Source organism: Streptomyces sp. MS191 (assembly GCF_008042125.1).
GTDB lineage: Bacteria > Actinomycetota > Actinomycetes > Streptomycetales > Streptomycetaceae > Streptomyces.
In genome coordinates, this window is sequence record NZ_RDBI01000040.1 from 1,026,229 (window position 1) to 1,042,594 (window position 16,366).

Below are 16,366 nucleotides of genomic sequence, written 5' to 3' on the forward strand. Positions count from 1 at the left end.
GCCCTCGCTGAGCACCCCCATGGCGCGCAGGACATGGCTGGGCGTCAGGGTCGAGCTGGTGCAGGACGATCCGGACGAAACGGAGAAACCCTCCCGATCCAGCTCGTGCAGCAGCGTCTCGCCGTCGACGTAGAGGCAGGAGAAGGTGACGAGGTGGGGGAGCCGGCGCACCGGGTCGCCCACCACCTCCACGTCCGGCACCAGCTCCGGCACCCGGGCGCGGATCCGGTCCACCAGGACGCGCAGCCGCGCCGCCTCGGTCGCCGCCTCCGCCGCTCCGCTGCACCCCGTCGCCCGCCAGGCGCTGCTCGCCTCCCTGGACGAGGGCTGGGCCGACCCGGCCCGGCTGTACCGCGAGGGCCGCCGGGCGCGGCTGCTGCTGGACGCGGCGCGGGAGGCCGCGGCGGACGCGGTGGGGTGCCGCCCCGACGAGCTCGTGTTCACTCCTTCGGGGACGCGCGCGGTTCACGCGGGGGTTTCCGGAGCGCTCGCGGGGCGTCGGCGTGTCGGGAACCGTCTGGTGGTCTCGGCGGTCGAGCACTCCTCCGTCCTGCACGCCGGCGAGGCGCACGCGGCGGCCGGCGGCACGATGACGGAGGTCCCGGTCGGGCGGACCGGGGCGGTCCGGGTCGCGGACTTCACCGCGGCCCTGGACGGCGGCACCGCGCTGGCGTGCCTGCAGTCCGCCAACCACGAGGTGGGGACGGAGCAGCCGGTGGCGGAGGTCGCCGAGGCCTGCCGGGCCGCGGGGGTGCCGCTCCTGGTGGACGCCGCCCAGTCGCTCGGCTGGGGTCCGGTCGAGGGCGCCTGGTCGCTGCTCGCGGCCAGTGCGCACAAGTGGGGCGGTCCGGCCGGGGTGGGGCTGCTCGCGGTGCGCAAGGGTGTCCGGTTCGCGGCCCAAGGCCCGTCCGACGAGCGGGAGTCGGGGCGGGCGMCGGGCTTCGCGAACCTGCCGGCGATCGTGGCGGCGGCGGCCTCGCTGCGGGCGGTGCGGGCGGAGGCGGCGACCGAGGCGGCGCGGCTGCGCGTCCTGGTGGACCGGATCCGCGCCCGGGTGCCGGAGCTGGTGCCGGACGTGGAGGTGGTGGGCGACCCGGTGCGCCGGCTCCCCCACCTCGTCACCTTCTCCTGCCTCTACGTCGACGGCGAGACGCTGCTGCACGAGCTGGATCGGGAGGGTTTCTCCGTTTCGTCCGGATCGTCCTGCACCAGCTCGACCCTGACGCCCAGCCATGTCCTGCGCGCCATGGGGGTGCTCAGCGAGGGCAACGTCCGGGTGTCGCTGCCGGCGGGCACTCCGGAGGAGGACGTGGACCGCTTCCTGGAGGTGCTGCCCGGAGTGGTCGCGTCCGTACGGGAGCGGCTCGGCGCGCCGCGGGGCGCGACGGGCGCGGGCGCGGCGGCGGCCCCGGCGTCCCTCGTGGTGGACGCCCTGGGCCGGAGGTGCCCGATCCCGSTGATCGAGCTGGCCAAGGTGATCGGCGACGTCCCGGTGGGCGGCACGGTCACGGTCCTCGCCGACGACGAGGCGGCGCGGCTGGACATCCCGGCCTGGTGCGAGATGCGGGGCCAGGAGTACGTGGGCGAGGAGCCCTCGGAGCGGGGCGGCACGGCGTACGTGGTGCGGCGGGTGTCCTGAGCGGCCTCCGCGGGGCGGGCGGCCGGAGCGCGGCGCGGGGCCCGCGGGCCGGACCCGCCGGGGGCGGCCCGGGGCCGGACGCGCCGCGGCGCCGGACGGGTGGACCCGGCCGGCGCCGCGGACAGGGGGCGTGGCCCCCGGGGATCAGGCCAGGTGCGCCTGGACCTCGGCGGCGGCCTCGTCGCCGTACGCCTTGGTGAAGCGCTCCATGAAGTTGGTGCGGCGCAGGGTGTACTCCTGCGTGCCGAGGGTCTCGATGACCAGCGTGGCGAGCATGCAGCCGACCTGGGCCGCGCGCTCCAGGCTGACGCCCCAGGACAGACCGGTCAGGAAGCCCGCGCGGAACGCGTCGCCGACGCCGGTCGGGTCGACCTTGGCGTCCTCCTCGGCGCAGCCGACCTCGATGACCGGCTCGCCGGCCCGCTCGATGCGCACACCGCGCGAGCCGAGGGTGGTGACGCGGTGCCCGACGCGGCCGAGGATCTCCTCGTCGGTCCAGCCCGTCTTGGACTCGATGAGGCCCTTCTCGTACTCGTTGGAGAAGAGGTAGGTCGCCCCGTCGAGGAGGGTGCGGATCTCCCGGCCCTCCATGCGCGCGATCTGCTGCGAGAAGTCGGCGGCGAAGGGGATCTCGCGCGCCTTGCACTCCTCGGTGTGGCGCAGCATGGCCTCGGGGTCGTCCGCGCCGATGAGCACCAGGTCCAGGCCGCCCACGCGGTCGGCGACGGCCTTGAGCTCGATCAGCCGGGCCTCGCTCATGGCGCCGGTGTAGAACGAGCCGATCTGGTTGTGGTCCTTGTCCGTGGTGCACACGAAGCGGGCCGTGTGCAGGACCTCGGAGATCCGCACCGAGCCGGTGTCGACGCCGTGGCGGTCGAGCCACGCGCGGTACTCGTCGAAGTCGTAGCCCGCCGCGCCCACGAGGATCGGACGGCCGCCGAGCTGACCCATGCCGAAGCAGATGTTCGGGCCGACACCTCCCCGTCGCACGTCGAGGTTGTCGACCAGGAACGAGAGCGAGACCGTGTGCAGCTGGTCCGCGACGAGCTGGTCTGCGAACCTGCCGGGGAAGGTCATGAGGTGGTCGGTGGCGATGGAGCCGGTGACTGCGATACGCACGGCTGGGCGCTCCTGCGGGACGGGAGAGAGTGACAGCTCACGCTACCGGGTGACGGCGCCGCTGCCGAACAGGGGAAACTACCCCAGAGTAGGTCTTTTTTCCGAAGGCGTGCCATGCATACGGTGCCCACATGTCCACGTACCCTGCTCCCCGCGAGCATCAGGAGTCCGAGTTCAGCCTGGCCCAGCTGCGCGGCGACAGCGCGCGGATGGCCCCGCACTGGGTCGTTCCCGCGCCCGACGCGCCCGCTCCGGTCTCTCCGGCACTGATCCACGGCGTCGTCGTCCCGGCCGCCTCGGCACGGCTGATCGACGCGACTTCCGAATACGGCGCCTGAGGGACGGAACCAGCCGCTCGCCCGTTCCGTCCCATCGGTGTCTTCCACCGGGATGAAGGAGCGAGCGGTGAGCGGTACGGAGAACCGACGACCCAGGCGTACTCCGCTGCTGGTCGCATCGGTGGCAGCGGGAGTGCTGCTGGCCGGCGGCGGTGGCGTGTACCTCGCGACCACGGCGTCCGAGGGTGGTGACGGCGGCGCGTCCGACGCCGCGCGGGGGGCGGGCTCGCCCCCGCCGCTGCGCCTGGACGCCAAGGCGTCGGGCGACGACCCCGGTCCCGGCATCGCGCCCGGCGAGCCGGACCCGCACGGCGGCGGCGCGGTCTACCAGGCCAAGGGTCCCCTCCCCCAGGGACCCTCCTCGGCCGCGGTCCACCGGCCCGAGGGCCGGGTCACCTCGGCGGAGGTGACCCGGCTGGCGAAGGCCCTCGGCATCGCGGGTACCCCGGCGCTCCGGGACGGGGTGTGGCGGATCGCCCCGGAGAAGGACGGGTCGGGGCTGCGCCTCGACGTGTCGGAGCAGGCACCGGGCAGCTGGACGTTCGCGCGGTACGACGGCGGTCCGGTCGGCGACACGTGCCTGAAGGGGAAGGCGTGCCCGCCCCCGGGCGAGGCCAGGCCCCCGCGCGGCGGCACGCCGGTGAGCGAGGCGGCGGCGAAGGCCGCGGCGGCCCCCGTACTGAAGGCCGTCGGGCAGGACGACGCGAAGGTGGACGCCACCCAGCTGATGGGCGGCTCGGTGCGGGTGGTGAACGCCGAGCCGGTCGTGGACGGGCTGCCGACCTACGGCTGGTCGACCGGGATCCACGTCGGTCCGGACGGCGCCCTGGTGGCGGGCAGCGGGCAGCTGAAGGCCCCCGCGAAGGGTGCGGTCTATCCGGTGATCGGCGCGAAGAAGGCGCTGGAGGAGCTGAACGAGGCGTCGTCCGGCCCGGGCCGGCACGGCGTCGGCGGCTGTGCGACGGACCCGCCCGCGACGACGCGGGACGACGGCGCGACCGGCGGCCCGACCGGCACCGACCTGCCGTGCTCGACGGCTCCGCAGCCGGTGCTGAAGGTGACCGGGGCCGTCTTCGGCCTGGCGTCGCAGTACGTCGACGGCGCCCGGGTCCTCGTGCCGTCCTGGCTGTTCGCGGTGGAGCCGGCGGCCGGGGCGAAGCCCTACACGGTGGTGCAGACGGCGGTGGCCCCGGAGTACCTGGCGCCCCCGGCGAAGCCGTCCCCGGACGAGGGCACCGCGCCCGCCCGCCAGATCGGGTCGTACCGCGTCGACGCGGCCGGCACGAAGCTGTCGGTGACCTTCTGGGGCGGGGTGTGCAGCGAGTACACGGTGACGGCGCGGCAGAGCGCGGACAGCGTCGTGGTGCGCGTGACGGAGAAGCCCACGGATCCGGGCCGGGCGTGCATCGCCATGGCCGTCGAGGTGACGAAGACGGTGACGCTGGACCAGCCGCTGGCCGGCCGGACCGTGACCGACGCGGCGAGCGGGGAGCCCGTGCCGCGGCAGTAGCGCGGAGCCCGGCAGGCGGGCGGGTACGACGAAGGCGGCCCCCGGAACACCGGGCGGCCGCCTTCGTCGTACGTTCGGCTTAGCTGAACGAGTCGCCGCAGGCGCAGGAGCCGGTGGCGTTCGGGTTGTCGATCGTGAAGCCCTGCTTCTCGATGGTGTCGACGAAGTCGATCGAGGCGCCGCCCAGGTACGGGGCGCTCATGCGGTCGGTGACGACCTTGACGCCGTCGAAGTCCTTGACGACGTCGCCGTCGAGCGAGCGCTCGTCGAAGAAGAGCTGGTAACGCAGGCCGGAGCAGCCACCGGGCTGAACGGCGACGCGCAGCGCCAGGTCCTCGCGGCCTTCCTGGTCGAGCAGGGCCTTGACCTTGGCCGCGGCGGCGTCAGACAGGAGGATGCCGTCGCTGACAGTGGTCTTCTCGTCCGATACGGACATCTGCTTCTCTCCCGGGTTGTACGGAGACTGCTTGCCGACCGGTTGCAACCGGCGGGGCCGCGGATTCATTCCGGGCCGAGTGCGTGTCTTTCCCTTTCATGCTCGCACATCGCCGTCCGAACCAGCGCCGATCCGGCCCGCCCGAATTCGTCACATCGACACTATGGACATCGTCAAACTGACGTGAAGCGGTTATGATAGATAGCGTCATTTAGACGAAAAGCCTCCGGTGCATGTGCCGCACCGGCTCCACTGGAGCGGCCGAGCCGCAATGATTTTGGAAAAGAAAGGGTGCGTGACGTGACCACCGCCCAGCCCCTGGACGTCCAGCCGACCCCCCTCGCCCTCCTGCTGCTCGGCCGTGAGGCCGACCCGAAGAGCGAGCGCGGCGTGGAGTGTCCGGGCGACCTGCCGTCGCCCTCCGACCCGGACCTGGTGGAGCGCGCCCGCGCGGCCAAGGAGAAGCTCGGGGACAAGGTCTTCGTCCTCGGCCACCATTACCAGCGTGACGAGGTCATCCAGTTCGCGGACGTCACCGGCGACTCCTTCAAGCTCGCCCGTGACGCGGCCGCGCGCCCGGAGGCCGAGTACATCGTCTTCTGCGGCGTGCACTTCATGGCAGAGTCGGCGGACATCCTGACGTCCGACGACCAGAAGGTCGTGCTGCCGGACCTCGCCGCGGGCTGCTCGATGGCCGACATGGCCACCGCCGAGCAGGTCGCCGAGTGCTGGGACGTGCTGACCGAGGCCGGCGTCGCCGAACAGGTCGTGCCCGTCTCGTACATGAACTCGTCGGCCGACATCAAGGCCTTCACCGGCAAGCACGGCGGCACGATCTGCACCTCGTCGAACGCCAAGCGCGCGCTGGACTGGGCGTTCGAGCAGGGCGAGAAGGTGCTCTTCCTGCCGGACCAGCACCTGGGCCGCAACACCGCCGTGCGCGAGATGGGGATGTCCCTGGAGGACTGCGTCCTCTACAACCCGCACAAGCCCAACGGCGGCCTGACCGTCGAGGAGCTGCGCGCCGCGAAGATGATCCTGTGGCGGGGTCACTGCTCGGTGCACGGCCGCTTCTCGCTGGACTCGGTCGAGGACGTGCGCGCGCGGATCCCCGGCGTCAACGTGCTGGTGCACCCGGAGTGCAAGCACGAGGTCGTCGCCGCAGCGGACCACGTGGGCTCCACGGAGTACATCATCAAGACCCTGGAGGCGGCCCCTGCCGGCTCCAAGTGGGCCATCGGCACCGAGCTGAACCTGGTCCGTCGCGTGGCCGCCGCGCACCCGGACAAGGAGGTCGTCTTCCTCGACAAGACGGTCTGCTTCTGCTCGACGATGAACCGCATCGACCTGCCGCACCTGGTGTGGACGCTGGAGTCGCTGGCCGAGGGCAACCTGGTCAACCACATCCGGGTCGACCCGGAGACGGAGAGCTTCGCGAAGCTCGCGCTGGAGCGGATGCTCGCCCTCCCGTAACCCTCCGCAGGGCCCCGCGGAGCGGAACCGGAGAAGCGCCGAAGGGCGCCCCGCACGAGGTGCGGGGCGCCCTTCGGCGTCCGGTGGGCCCGCCCGCGAGCGGGCGGGCCCGGAGGGGTCAGACCTCCAGCAGGTCCGCGTCCCCGGTCTGCTCCAGCACATCCGCCACGGCCTTGGCCTCGCGCCGGGCGGCCTTCTTCTTCGCCCGGCGCTCCTTGCGCAGCTCGACCATCGCGTAGAGCGTCGGGACGAGCAGCAGCGTGAGCAGCGTCGAGGTGATCAGACCGCCGATCACGACCACGGCCAGCGGCTGGGCGATGAAGCCGCCCTCGCCGGTGATGCCCAGCGCCATCGGCAGCAGCGCGAAGATCGTCGCCAGCGCGGTCATCAGGATCGGGCGCAGTCGGTGACGGCCGCCCTCGACGACCGCCTCGACGACGCCGAGACCCTGGGCCCGGTACTGGTTGATCAGGTCGATCAGGACGATCGCGTTGGTGACCACGATGCCGATCAGCATCAGCATGCCGATCATCGCCGGGACGCCCATCGCCGTGCCGGTGACGACCAGGAGGCCGAGCGCGCCGGTCGCCGCGAACGGGATGGAGACCAGCAGGATCAGCGGCTGGATCAGCGACTTGAAGGTCGCGACCAGGAGCATGAAGACGATCGCGATCGCCGCGAGCATCGCCAGGCCCAGGTTCACGAACGCCTCGGACTGGTCCTCGGAGACACCGCCGATGGAGGCGGTGGCGCCCTCGGGCAGGTCCAGCGCGTTGATCTTCGTCTGGAGCGAGGCGCTGACCGCGCCCGTGTTGTCGCCGGTCGGCTTGGCCGTGATGGTCGCGGCGCGGGCGCCGTCGATCCTGGTCATCGAGACCGGGCCGGGCACCAGCTTCACGTCGGCGATGTCGCCGAGCGTGACCGGGCCGATGGGCAGGGCCTTGAGCTCCGCCATGGTCGTGGCCCGCCGGGCGGAGGTCAGGACGACGTCGCGCTCGGTGTCGTCGAGGATCGCCTTGCCGGCCGGGGTGCCGCGGACCGCCTGGGCCACGGCCATCCCGAGGGATGTGTCGTCCAGACCGAGGTCCGCCGCCTTGGCCGTGGCCTTGACGGAGATCCGCGGCACGGACTGGGACAGGTCGCTCTGGACGTCGGTGACGTCGTCGAGCTTCGCGACCTCGGCGCGTACGGCCTCGGAGGCCTTCTTCAGCGTCTCGGCGTCGGAGGCCTTCACCACCACGCTGAGGTCCTGGCTGCCGAAGCCGTCGCCCGCCGCGATCGTCGTGTCGCCGATGCCGTCGAGCTTCCCGAGCGCCGCGTCGATGGCGTCGCGGGTCTTCTCGTACGTCGCGGACTCCTCCAGGGTCACCTGGTACGAGGCCTGGTTGGCGCCCGTGCCGCCGCCGAAGGCGGCCAGGAAGCCGGAGGAGCCGACCGTGACCTGGTAGTCCTTCACGCCCTCGGTGTCGGCGAGGACCTCCTCGACCTTCTTCGCGGCCTCGTCGGAGGCGGCGAGGCTGGTGCCCGGCGCCAGCTCCTGCTTGATGCTGAGGACCTCCTGCTCGCCCTGGTCGAAGAAGTTGGTCTTGAGCAGCGGGGCCATGCCGAAGGTGCCGATGAGGACCACGACGGCGATCGCCACGCTGGTGAGGCGGCGACGGGTCGCGAACCGCAGGACGGGGACGTACAGGCGCTGCAGGCGGCTGCGGTCCTCCTTCTCCTCGGCGAGCCGGCGGGCCTCCTCCGGGTCCTCGGACGTGCCCTTGGGGGCGCGCAGGAACCAGTACGACAGGACCGGGACGACGGTGAGCGAGACCAGGAGGGAGGCCAGCAGGGCGGCCGTGACGGTCAGGCTGAACGAGCCGAAGAGCTCGCCGACCATGCCGCCGACCAGGCCGATCGGCAGGAAGACCGCGACCGTGGTGAGCGTCGAGGAGGTGACCGCGCCGGCCACCTCGCGGACCGCGGTGAGGATCGCGGACTCGCGCTCCTCGCCGTAGCCGAGGTGGCGCTTGATGTTCTCCAGCACCACGATCGAGTCGTCGACGACCCGGCCGATGGCGATGGTGAGCGCGCCGAGGGTCAGCATGTTGAGCGACAGGTCACGGGTCCACAGGACGATCAGGGCCAGGACGACCGAGAGCGGGATGGAGACCGCGGTGACCAGCGTGGAGCGGATCGAGGCCAGGAAGACCAGGATCACCAGGACCGCCATGACGAGGCCGAGCGCGCCCTCGGTGGTCAGGCCGGAGATGGACTTGGCGACGGCCGGGCCCTGGTCGGAGACCACGGTGAGCTCGGCGCCGGCGCCCAGGTCCTTGCGGAGGTCGGGCAGCTTCTCCTTGACGGCGTCGGAGATCGCGACGGCGCTGCCGTCCTTGTCCATCGTCGCCAGGACGGCGAGGCTGGGCCGGCCGTCGGTACGGGTGATGGAGACCCGCGAGGACTCCTGCTGCTCGACCTTCGCCACGTCGGCGAGGCGCACGGCCTTGCCCTTCGCGGGCTTGACGCGCAGGTCCTGGATCTGCTGCAGCGAGGTGTAGCCGCCGCCGACCTGGACGGTGCGGCTCTTGCCGGCCTCGGAGAAGGACCCGGCCGGCACGGTGCCGCCGCCCGCCCTGATCGCCTCGGCGAGCCGCATCGTGTCGAGGCCCGCCGCGGCCAGCTTCCGGTCGTCCGGCGTGACGGAGACCTGGAGGTCCTGGACGCCGTCGACGGAGACCTGGCCCACGCCCTCGATGTCCTCCAGGGCCGGGACGACGGTGCGCTCCAGCTGGTCGGCGAGCGCCTGCTGGTCCTTGTCCGAGGTGACGGCGAGGACGACGGTCGGGATGTCGTCGGTCGAGCCGGCCACGACCTGCGGGTCGACGCTGTCGGGCAGGGCCGCCCGGGCCCGGTTCACCGCCTGCTGGACGTCGGCGACGAGCTGCTTGGTGCCCTCGTCGCCGTACTCGAAGGTGGCCATGATGACGGCGCTGCCCTCGGAGGCGGTGGAGGTGACGCCCTTGATGCCGTCGACGGCCTTGATGGTGGATTCGAGCGGTTCGACGACCTGCTTCTCGACCACGTCGGGCGACGCGCCCTGGTACTGGGCCAGGACCGACACCATCGGGAGTTCGATCGAGGGGAGCAGCTGCTGCTTCAGCTGCGGGATCGCGATCGCCCCGAAGACGATGGCGACGATGGACATCAGCCCGATCAGGGCCCGTTGCGCGAGGCTGAATCTGGACAGCCAGGACATGGGGTCTCTCTTCTGTGGCGTACTCGGCGGGCGGGCGCCGGGGAATGCCCCAGGAGTGCCCGGTGTCCACCCTCTGTCACGCCGGGGCCGTATTCGTCGGCCCCCGGGCCCAGATCCTTATGCCGCGCATACCGCGTCTGGAGTACGCGGGGGGCCCGCCTCACTCCACCTTCGGACGTACCAGGCCCGATTCGTAGGCCGTGACCACCAGCTGGGCGCGGTCGCGGGCGCCGAGCTTGGCCATGGCGCGGTTCACGTGGGTCTTGACCGTGAGAGGGCTGACGGCGAGGCGCTCGGCGATCTCGTCGTTGGAGTGACCGCCGGCGACGAGGACCAGGACCTCCCGCTCGCGGGTGGTCAGCGCGGCCAGCCGCTCGGAGTGGGCCCGGCCGTGCTCGCCGTCGCCGAGGTCGGCACCGCCGCCCTGGGCGAGGAACCTGGCGATCAGGCCCTTGGTCGCCACGGGCGAGAGCAGGGCGTCGCCGGCGGCGGCGATCCGGATCGCGTTGAGCAGCTCCTCCGGTTCCGCGCCCTTGCCGAGGAAGCCGGAGGCCCCCGCGCGCAGCGACTGCACGACGTACTCGTCCACCTCGAAGGTGGTCAGCATGACGATCCGGACGCCGGAGAGCGCCGGGTCGGCGGTGATCATGCGGGTGGCGGCGAGGCCGTCGGTCCCGGGCATCCGGATGTCCATGAGGACGACGTCGGCCCGCTCGGAGCGGGCCTTCGCGAAGGCTTCGGCGCCGTCGGCGGCCTCGGCGACGACCTCCATGTCCGGCTCGGAGTCCACGAGCACCCTGAAGGCGCTGCGGAGCAGGGCCTGGTCGTCGGCGAGCAGCACCCGGATCGTCATCTGTCCTCCCCCGTAGAGGTCGTCGCGGGCAGTATCGCCTGCACGCGGAAGCCGCCGCCGTAGCGGGGTGCGGCGGTGAGCGTGCCGCCGAGGGCGGTGACGCGTTCCCGCATGCCGAGCAGGCCGTGGCCGCCGGTGTCGGCGGGCGGCACCGGCTGCGGTACGCCGTCGTCCAGGACGGTGATCTCCACGGTGCGCCCGACCCGCACGACGCTGACCTCCGCCTTGGCGTCCTGGCCGGCGTGCTTGCGCACGTTGGTCAGGGCCTCCTGGATGATCCGGAACGCGGCGAGGTCGACGGCCGCGGGGAGGCTCGTGTCCTCGTCGGCACGGGCCAGCTGCACGGGCAGGCCGGCGTTGCGGAAGGTGTCGAGCAGCGCGTCGAGGACGGCGAGTCCCGGGGCGGGCTCGGTGGGCGCCTCCGGGTCGCCTGACTGGCGCAGCAGGCCGACGGTGGCGCGCAGCTCGTCCAGCGCGGAGCGACTGGCGTCGCGGACGTGCGCGAGTGCTTCCTTGGCCTGGTCGGGGCGCTTGTCCATGACATGGGCGGCGACGCCGGCCTGGACGTTGACCAGGGCGATGTGGTGCGCGACGACGTCGTGCAGGTCGCGGGCGATGCGCAGGCGCTCCTCGGCGACCCGGCGCCGGGCCTCCTCCTCGCGGGTCCGTTCGGCGCGTTCGGCGCGCTCCCGGATGGCGTCCACGAAGGCGCGGCGGCTGCGGACGGCGTCGCCCGCGGCGGCGGCCATGCCGGTCCAGGCGAACACGCCCACGTTCTCCTGCGCGTACCAGGGGTTGGGCCCGAAGAGCATCGCCGCCGCCGTGAGCACGGCCATGGTGAGCAGGCCGACCCGCCAGGTGGTGGGCCGGTCGGTGTGCGCGGCGACGGTGAAGAGGGCGACGACGGCGCTCATGGCGACCGGGGCGGGGCGGTTGTCGCTGACCAGCCCGACCAGGGTGACGGCGCAGGTGAAGACGAGTACGGCGATCGGGTGGCGGCGGCGCGGCACGAGGGCGGCGGCCCCCAGGACCATGAGGACGACACCGCCGGCGTCGGGGGTGCGGTCGCCGAAGGTGGGGCCGTTGGGGCTGCCGTGGGGGTCGGCGAAGGATCCGGTGACCATGCAGACCAGTACCTCTCCGGCGTCCGGATCGTCATGCTGACCACCTTCGAGGTGGACGAGTACGTCGTGCAGTCGCTGCGCGCGGTGGGGGCCGGACACGCGCGGTGCCCCGCCGCCTTCGGGGGCGACGGGGCACCGCGTGGTGTGGAGTGCCGGGCTCAGCCCGGGATGAGGCCGTCGTCGGACAGCATCTCGCGCACCTCTTCGAGGGTCGCGTCCGCCGACGGAAGGATCAGCTCCGACGGCTCCAGGGAGTCGTCGGGGAGAGGGTCGCCGAAGCGCCGGACCGCGTCGAGCAGGGCACCGAGGGTGCGGCGGAAGCCGTCCTCGTCGCCCGACTCCATCTCGGCCAGCAGCTCGGCGTCCAGCGTGTTCAGCTCGGTCAAGCGATCGTCGGCCAGCTTCCACTGGCCCTCCCCCATGATCCTCACGATCATGATGCGCCGTCCTTGGAGAGCTCGTTACTGCTTGTCGAACCGGGGGTGGGACTGCTGCTTGTCCTGCGGCGCGGCCGCGCCGTCGCCGCCCTCGATCGCCTGCTGGGAGGACGAGGGGCCGCCGGCCAGTTCCGCCTTCATCCGCTGGAGTTCCAGCTCGACGTCCGTGCCGCCGGACAGCCGGTCGAGCTCCGCCTGGATGTCGTCCTTGCCGAGACCGGACTGGTCGTCGAGGGCGCCGGAGGCGAGCAGCTCGTCGATCGCGCCGGCCCGGGCCTGGAGCTGGGCCGTCTTGTCCTCGGCGCGCTGGATGGCGACGCCGACGTCGCTCATCTCCTCCGAGATGCCGGAGAAGGACTCGGCGATCCGGGTCTGTGCCTGGGCGGCCGTGTAGGTCGCCTTGATCGTCTCCTTCTTCGTGCGGAAGGCGTCGACCTTGGCCTGGAGCCGCTGCGCGGCCAGGGTGAGCTTCTCCTCCTCGCCCTGCAGGGTCTGGTGCTGCACCTCCAGGTCGCTCACCTGCTGCTGCAGGGCGGCCCGCCGGGACAGCGCCTCGCGGGCCAGGTCCTCGCGGCCGAGCGCCAGCGCCTTGCGGCCCTGGTCCTCCAGCTTGGCGGACTGGCCCTGGAGCTGGTTCAGCTGCAGTTCGAGCCGCTTGCGGGAGGTCGCCACGTCGGCGACGCCCCTGCGGACCTTCTGCAGCAGCTCCAGCTGCTTCTGGTAGGAGTAATCAAGGGTCTCGCGCGGATCCTCGGCCCGGTCAAGGGCCTTGTTTGCCTTCGCGCGGAAGATCATCCCCATACGCTTCATGACACCGCTCATGGGCTTCGCGCGCCCCCTTCTGACGGACTCGGCTCAAGCACTCCAACAGGATCCACAGTACGGTCCCTGCCTCCATTACCGCACTGTTCGGGGGCGGAAGTGCTCCTCCCCAAGGACGACTGCGCGCGAGCACTCTCAGGCCCAGGGAGTAGACGGCCCCCTCGGGGAAACCCCGCACGTCGTCCGGACGTACCCCCACAGACGCAGGCTGTTAGCGGATCGTTCCCGGCGGGACTGGGGTCCATGCCTCGCACCACGTACCCTTGGGTTTTGTGTTCCGTAGCCGTTCCAAGGAAGAGAAGGCCCCCACCGACAAGGTGACGGCGGACCTCTCCAAGCAGCCCCGCGACCCCGAGGCCCCCAAGGGCCGCCCGACACCGAAGCGGAGTGAGGCGCAGACCCAGCGCCGTCGCGCCGCGACGGTGCCGACCGACCGCAAGGAGGCCGCCAAGCGCCAGCGCGAGGCCCGCCGCACCGATCTCGCCCGCCAGCGCGAGGCCCTGGCGAGCGGCGACGAGCGCTACCTGCCGGCCCGCGACAAGGGCCCGGTGCGCCGCTTCGTGCGCGACTTCGTCGACTCCCGCTTCGCCATCGCCGAGTTCTTCCTGCCGATGGCCGTCGTGATCCTGGTTCTCTCGATGATCCGGATCCCGTCGCTGCAGAACATCTCGCTGCTGCTGTGGCTCGGTGTGATCGTCCTGATCATCATCGACTCGATCGGCATCTGGCTCCGCCTGAAGAAGCAGCTGAACGAGCGCTTCCCGAACGAGCCGAAGCGCGGTGCCGTGGCCTACGGCCTCATGCGTACGCTCCAGATGCGCCGACTGCGACTGCCGAAGCCGCAGGTCAAGCGCGGAGAGCGGCCCTGAGCGGGGACGGCTCCGGATCCGGCACCGGTACGGGCAGTCCGGTGCTGCCCGCCGTCTCCCCCTGGCCCGCCGGACACGGGGGACTGCGCGACACCGTCCGTCAGGAGCTGATCGCGCGCCAGCTGGACGAGCAGATAGCCGCCCGCTACCCGGTGGGCCAGCGTCTGCGCATCCTCGACGCGGGGATGGGGCAGGGCTTCCAGGCCCTGAGGCTGGCCCGGGCCGGTCACACGGTGACCGGCCTGGAGGCCGATCCCGAACTGCTCAAGGCGGCCCGCGACTCGCTGGCCACCGAACCGGCCGGGATCCGCGAGCGGGTCCGTCTGATCGAGGGCGACGGCCGTGAGACGGGCGTCCACTTCCTGCCCGGCAGCTTCGACGTGGTGCTCTGCCACGGCGTGCTCATGTACGCGCAGGAGCCGGACGCGCTGCTCGCGGGTCTGGCCCGGATGCTGGCGCCCGGCGGTCTGCTGTCCCTGGTCGTACGGAACGGGGAGGCGCTGGCCCTGCGGCCGGGGCTCGCCGGGGACTGGGCCGGAGCGCTGGCCGGCTTCGACGCGGACACGTACCCGGACGACAACGGGGTCAAGGTGCGGGCCGACCGGCTCGACGCGCTGACCGCGACGCTCGCGGGCATCGCGGCGCCCCTGCACGCCTGGTACGGGGTGCGGGTCCTGACCGACGGCGTCGCGGCCGATGTCGGCCTGCCGGCCGCCGCCGAGCTGGAACGACTGCTCGCCGCGGAGGACCGGGCGGGACGGACGGAGCCGTACCGGCGGGTGGCGGCCCTGCTGCACCTGTGCGGCGTCCGGGGCTAGCTGGTCCCCCGACCGCGAGTGACTGGCCGGCCCCCGACCGCGAGTGAGGGGAGCCCGCGGGTCGGACGCCGACCCACGGGCCACTCCCGGCGGGCGTCTCCACCCGTCCGCGACCGAGGGGGCTCCCCCGGCAGGACGGGTGGCCCGGCACGGGTGACTACCCCTCGGCGTCCAGGGCCATCGGCCCGTAGATCTTGGCACCGTCCTCGGAGAGCGTGACCTGGTCCGCGCCGCCCTCCAGGAGGTCCTTCCAGTTCTCCCCGATCCAGGACTCGGCGTCACCCTGGGTCGTGAACTCGTCCGGCGCCACCGCCGGCTGGACCTCCGTGCCGTCGGACTTCTCGAAACGCCACGTCCATGCCATGTCCGCCTCCTGGGCTTCACCGGATGATCGGTTTCCTGCCCGCAGCGTAGCCGGGCGCGCACCCCTCGCGGTGACGCGGGAGGATCGGTGCGTGGAACTGACATTGCTCGGCACCGGCGCCCCCCTCGGACTCCCCCGCCCCGACTGCCCGTGCGCCGTGTGCGCGACCGCCCGTGGCCCCCGGGCGCGGGCCGCGACCTCGCTGCTGGTGGACGGGGCGCTGCTGCTCGACCTGACGCCGGGCGCCGCGCTGGCCGCGGCCAGGTCGGGGCACTCGCTGGTGGGGGTGCGGCAGGTGCTGCTGACCCACCCGCACGACGGTCCGGCCGTGGAGATGCCGGCCGCCCTGCCGACCGCCGGACGCGTGCCGGACGGGCGCGAGCTGACGCTGATCAGCGGCCACCGGGTGCGGGCGGTGGCGATGGACTCCCCCGGTACGGGGTACGAGGTGACGGCCCCCGACGGCGAGCGGCTGCTCTACCTGCCGCCGGCCGGATCCCCCGCGGGGCTGCACGACGACGACCGGCGGCCGTACGACGCGGTCGTCGCCGACGTCACCGGCCGGCCGGACGCGCTGGCCCGGCTGCGGGCGGCCGGCGCGGTCGGACCGGCCACCGACGTCGTCGCCGTGCACCTGGACCACGACGCACCGTGGGGGGCCGAGCTGGACCGGCGGCTGGCGGCGGCCGGGGCACGGGCGGTGCCGGACGGCACGACCCTGTACGTCGGCGAGTACCACGCCGTGCCGGAGGTGCCGCGCCGCACCCTGGTGACCGGCGGCGCCCGTTCGGGCAAGTCGGTGGAGGCCGAGCGACGCCTGGAGACGTTCCCCGAGGTCGTGTACGTGGCCACCGGCGGGGTCCGCGAGGGCGACCCGGAGTGGGCGCAGCGGGTGCATCTGCACCGGGAGCGGCGGCCGTCGTCCTGGCGGACCACCGAGAGCTGCGACCTCGTGCCGCTGCTCGCCGAGGAGGGCCCGCCGCTGCTGATCGACTGCCTGTCCCTGTGGCTGACGGACGCCATGGACCGGGTCGGGGCATGGGACGACGAGCGGTGGGCGGACGGCGGCCGGGAGGAGTTGGAGAACCGGGTCGCGGAGCTGGTGGCGGCGGTGCGGGCCACCGGCCGGACGGTCGTCGCCGTGACGAACGAGGTCGGTTCGGGGGTGGTGCCGGCGACGGCGTCGGGACGCCGGTTCCGGGACGAGCTGGGCCGGCTGAACGCGGCCTTCGCCGGGGAGTGCGAGCAGGTCCTGATGGTCGTCGCAGGCCAGGCGCTGGTGCTGCGCGGGTAGGGTGCGGATCATCGATGGCCTCGTTGATC

Annotated in this window: 15 protein-coding genes and 1 pseudogene; 7 read left to right on the forward strand and 9 right to left on the reverse strand. The window is 72.8% G+C overall.

Translation table 11 applies throughout. From position 1 onward, the window contains the following. A pseudogene (locus tag EAO71_RS38210) lies at positions 1–267 on the reverse strand (aminotransferase class V-fold PLP-dependent enzyme); the annotation flags it as partial. On the opposite strand from EAO71_RS38210, the gene EAO71_RS11695 reads away from it, so the two are divergent. Beyond that, positions 224–1,639, forward strand: coding sequence for a cysteine desulfurase/sulfurtransferase TusA family protein (locus EAO71_RS11695; protein ID WP_147979240.1), 1,416 nt, complete (start codon positions 224–226; stop codon positions 1,637–1,639). The pseudogene EAO71_RS38210 and the gene EAO71_RS11695 sit on opposite strands and share 44 nt — an antisense overlap. A 144-nt stretch (positions 1,640–1,783) precedes the next feature. On the opposite strand, the gene EAO71_RS11700 is transcribed toward EAO71_RS11695, so the two are convergent. Then, positions 1,784–2,758, reverse strand: coding sequence for a carbohydrate kinase family protein (locus tag EAO71_RS11700; RefSeq protein ID WP_147977667.1), 975 nt, complete (start codon positions 2,756–2,758; stop codon positions 1,784–1,786). 131 nt (positions 2,759–2,889) lie between these two features. Here EAO71_RS11700 and EAO71_RS11705 point away from each other — a divergent pair, with 131 nt between their 5' ends. Next, complete coding sequence (locus EAO71_RS11705) at positions 2,890–3,096, forward strand: hypothetical protein (protein ID WP_147977668.1); 207 nt, start codon at positions 2,890–2,892, stop codon at positions 3,094–3,096. A gap of 67 nt (positions 3,097–3,163) precedes the next feature. Beyond that, positions 3,164–4,606 carry a hypothetical protein gene (locus EAO71_RS11710; protein WP_399755535.1) on the forward strand — a complete coding sequence of 481 codons (1,443 nt, stop codon included), beginning with the start codon at positions 3,164–3,166 and terminating at the stop codon, positions 4,604–4,606. Positions 4,607–4,685: 79 nt separating this feature from the next. Here EAO71_RS11710 and EAO71_RS11715 read toward each other — a convergent pair whose 3' ends face one another. After that, a complete protein-coding gene (locus tag EAO71_RS11715; protein ID WP_015033024.1) occupies positions 4,686–5,042 on the reverse strand; it encodes a HesB/IscA family protein in 357 nt (118 codons plus the stop codon). Positions 5,043–5,333: 291 nt separating this feature from the next. Between EAO71_RS11715 and nadA the strand changes: the two genes are divergently transcribed. Continuing rightward, the gene (gene nadA, locus EAO71_RS11725) at positions 5,334–6,515 is read left to right on the forward strand and encodes a quinolinate synthase NadA (protein ID WP_147977670.1); all 1,182 of its coding nucleotides are present in this window, start codon (positions 5,334–5,336) and stop codon (positions 6,513–6,515) included. 118 nt (positions 6,516–6,633) lie between these two features. Here nadA and EAO71_RS11730 read toward each other — a convergent pair whose 3' ends face one another. The 5 genes from EAO71_RS11730 to EAO71_RS11750 all read right to left on the reverse strand — a co-directional run bounded on the left by EAO71_RS11730 (position 6,634) and on the right by EAO71_RS11750 (position 12,992). Further along, the gene (locus EAO71_RS11730) at positions 6,634–9,756 is read right to left on the reverse strand and encodes an efflux RND transporter permease subunit (RefSeq protein WP_147977671.1); all 3,123 of its coding nucleotides are present in this window, start codon (positions 9,754–9,756) and stop codon (positions 6,634–6,636) included. Between the two features lie 160 nt (positions 9,757–9,916). Further along, entirely contained in the window at positions 9,917–10,609 is a 693-nt protein-coding gene (locus EAO71_RS11735; protein WP_147977672.1) for a response regulator, read from the reverse strand. Then, positions 10,606–11,805, reverse strand: a complete 1,200-nt coding sequence (locus EAO71_RS11740; RefSeq protein ID WP_261992225.1) for a sensor histidine kinase — start codon at positions 11,803–11,805, stop codon at positions 10,606–10,608. Before EAO71_RS11740 ends, EAO71_RS11735 begins: the two co-directional genes overlap by 4 nt. 86 nt (positions 11,806–11,891) lie before the next feature. After that, positions 11,892–12,170, reverse strand: a complete 279-nt coding sequence (gene pspAA / locus EAO71_RS11745; protein ID WP_147977673.1) for a PspA-associated protein PspAA — start codon at positions 12,168–12,170, stop codon at positions 11,892–11,894. A gap of 24 nt (positions 12,171–12,194) precedes the next feature. After that, positions 12,195–12,992 (reverse strand): PspA/IM30 family protein, encoded by a 798-nt coding sequence (locus EAO71_RS11750; protein ID WP_147977674.1) that lies wholly within the window; start codon positions 12,990–12,992, stop codon positions 12,195–12,197. A gap of 272 nt (positions 12,993–13,264) precedes the next feature. Between EAO71_RS11750 and EAO71_RS11755 the strand changes: the two genes are divergently transcribed. Both EAO71_RS11755 and EAO71_RS11760 read left to right on the forward strand, forming a co-directional pair. Continuing rightward, positions 13,265–13,861, forward strand: a complete 597-nt coding sequence (locus EAO71_RS11755; protein WP_147977675.1) for a DUF3043 domain-containing protein — start codon at positions 13,265–13,267, stop codon at positions 13,859–13,861. 41 nt (positions 13,862–13,902) lie between these two features. Beyond that, positions 13,903–14,679, forward strand: coding sequence for a class I SAM-dependent methyltransferase (locus tag EAO71_RS11760; RefSeq protein ID WP_187282642.1), 777 nt, complete (start codon positions 13,903–13,905; stop codon positions 14,677–14,679). Positions 14,680–14,836: 157 nt separating this feature from the next. On the opposite strand, the gene EAO71_RS11765 is transcribed toward EAO71_RS11760, so the two are convergent. After that, entirely contained in the window at positions 14,837–15,043 is a 207-nt protein-coding gene (locus EAO71_RS11765) for a hypothetical protein (protein WP_147977676.1), read from the reverse strand. A gap of 91 nt (positions 15,044–15,134) precedes the next feature. Between EAO71_RS11765 and EAO71_RS11770 the strand changes: the two genes are divergently transcribed. Further along, on the forward strand, positions 15,135–16,337 hold the full coding sequence (locus EAO71_RS11770) for a bifunctional adenosylcobinamide kinase/adenosylcobinamide-phosphate guanylyltransferase (protein ID WP_187282643.1): 1,203 nt from the start codon (positions 15,135–15,137) through the stop codon (positions 16,335–16,337). Positions 16,338–16,366 lie beyond the last annotated feature (29 nt).

What these genes read in the sequence shown, in the direction of transcription:
- EAO71_RS11705 (WP_147977668.1), top strand. Translation starts at nt 2,890, where the DNA reads ATGTCCACGTACCCTGCTCCCCGCGAGCATCAGGAGTCCGAGTTCAGC.
- EAO71_RS11715 (WP_015033024.1), bottom strand. Translation starts at nt 5,042, where the DNA reads ATGTCCGTATCGGACGAGAAGACCACTGTCAGCGACGGCATCCTCCTG.
- EAO71_RS11730 (WP_147977671.1), bottom strand. Translation starts at nt 9,756, where the DNA reads ATGTCCTGGCTGTCCAGATTCAGCCTCGCGCAACGGGCCCTGATCGGG.
- EAO71_RS11735 (WP_147977672.1), bottom strand. Translation starts at nt 10,609, where the DNA reads ATGACGATCCGGGTGCTGCTCGCCGACGACCAGGCCCTGCTCCGCAGC.
- pspAA (WP_147977673.1), bottom strand. Translation starts at nt 12,170, where the DNA reads ATGATCGTGAGGATCATGGGGGAGGGCCAGTGGAAGCTGGCCGACGAT.
- EAO71_RS11750 (WP_147977674.1), bottom strand. Translation starts at nt 12,992, where the DNA reads ATGAGCGGTGTCATGAAGCGTATGGGGATGATCTTCCGCGCGAAGGCA.
- EAO71_RS11765 (WP_147977676.1), bottom strand. Translation starts at nt 15,043, where the DNA reads ATGGCATGGACGTGGCGTTTCGAGAAGTCCGACGGCACGGAGGTCCAG.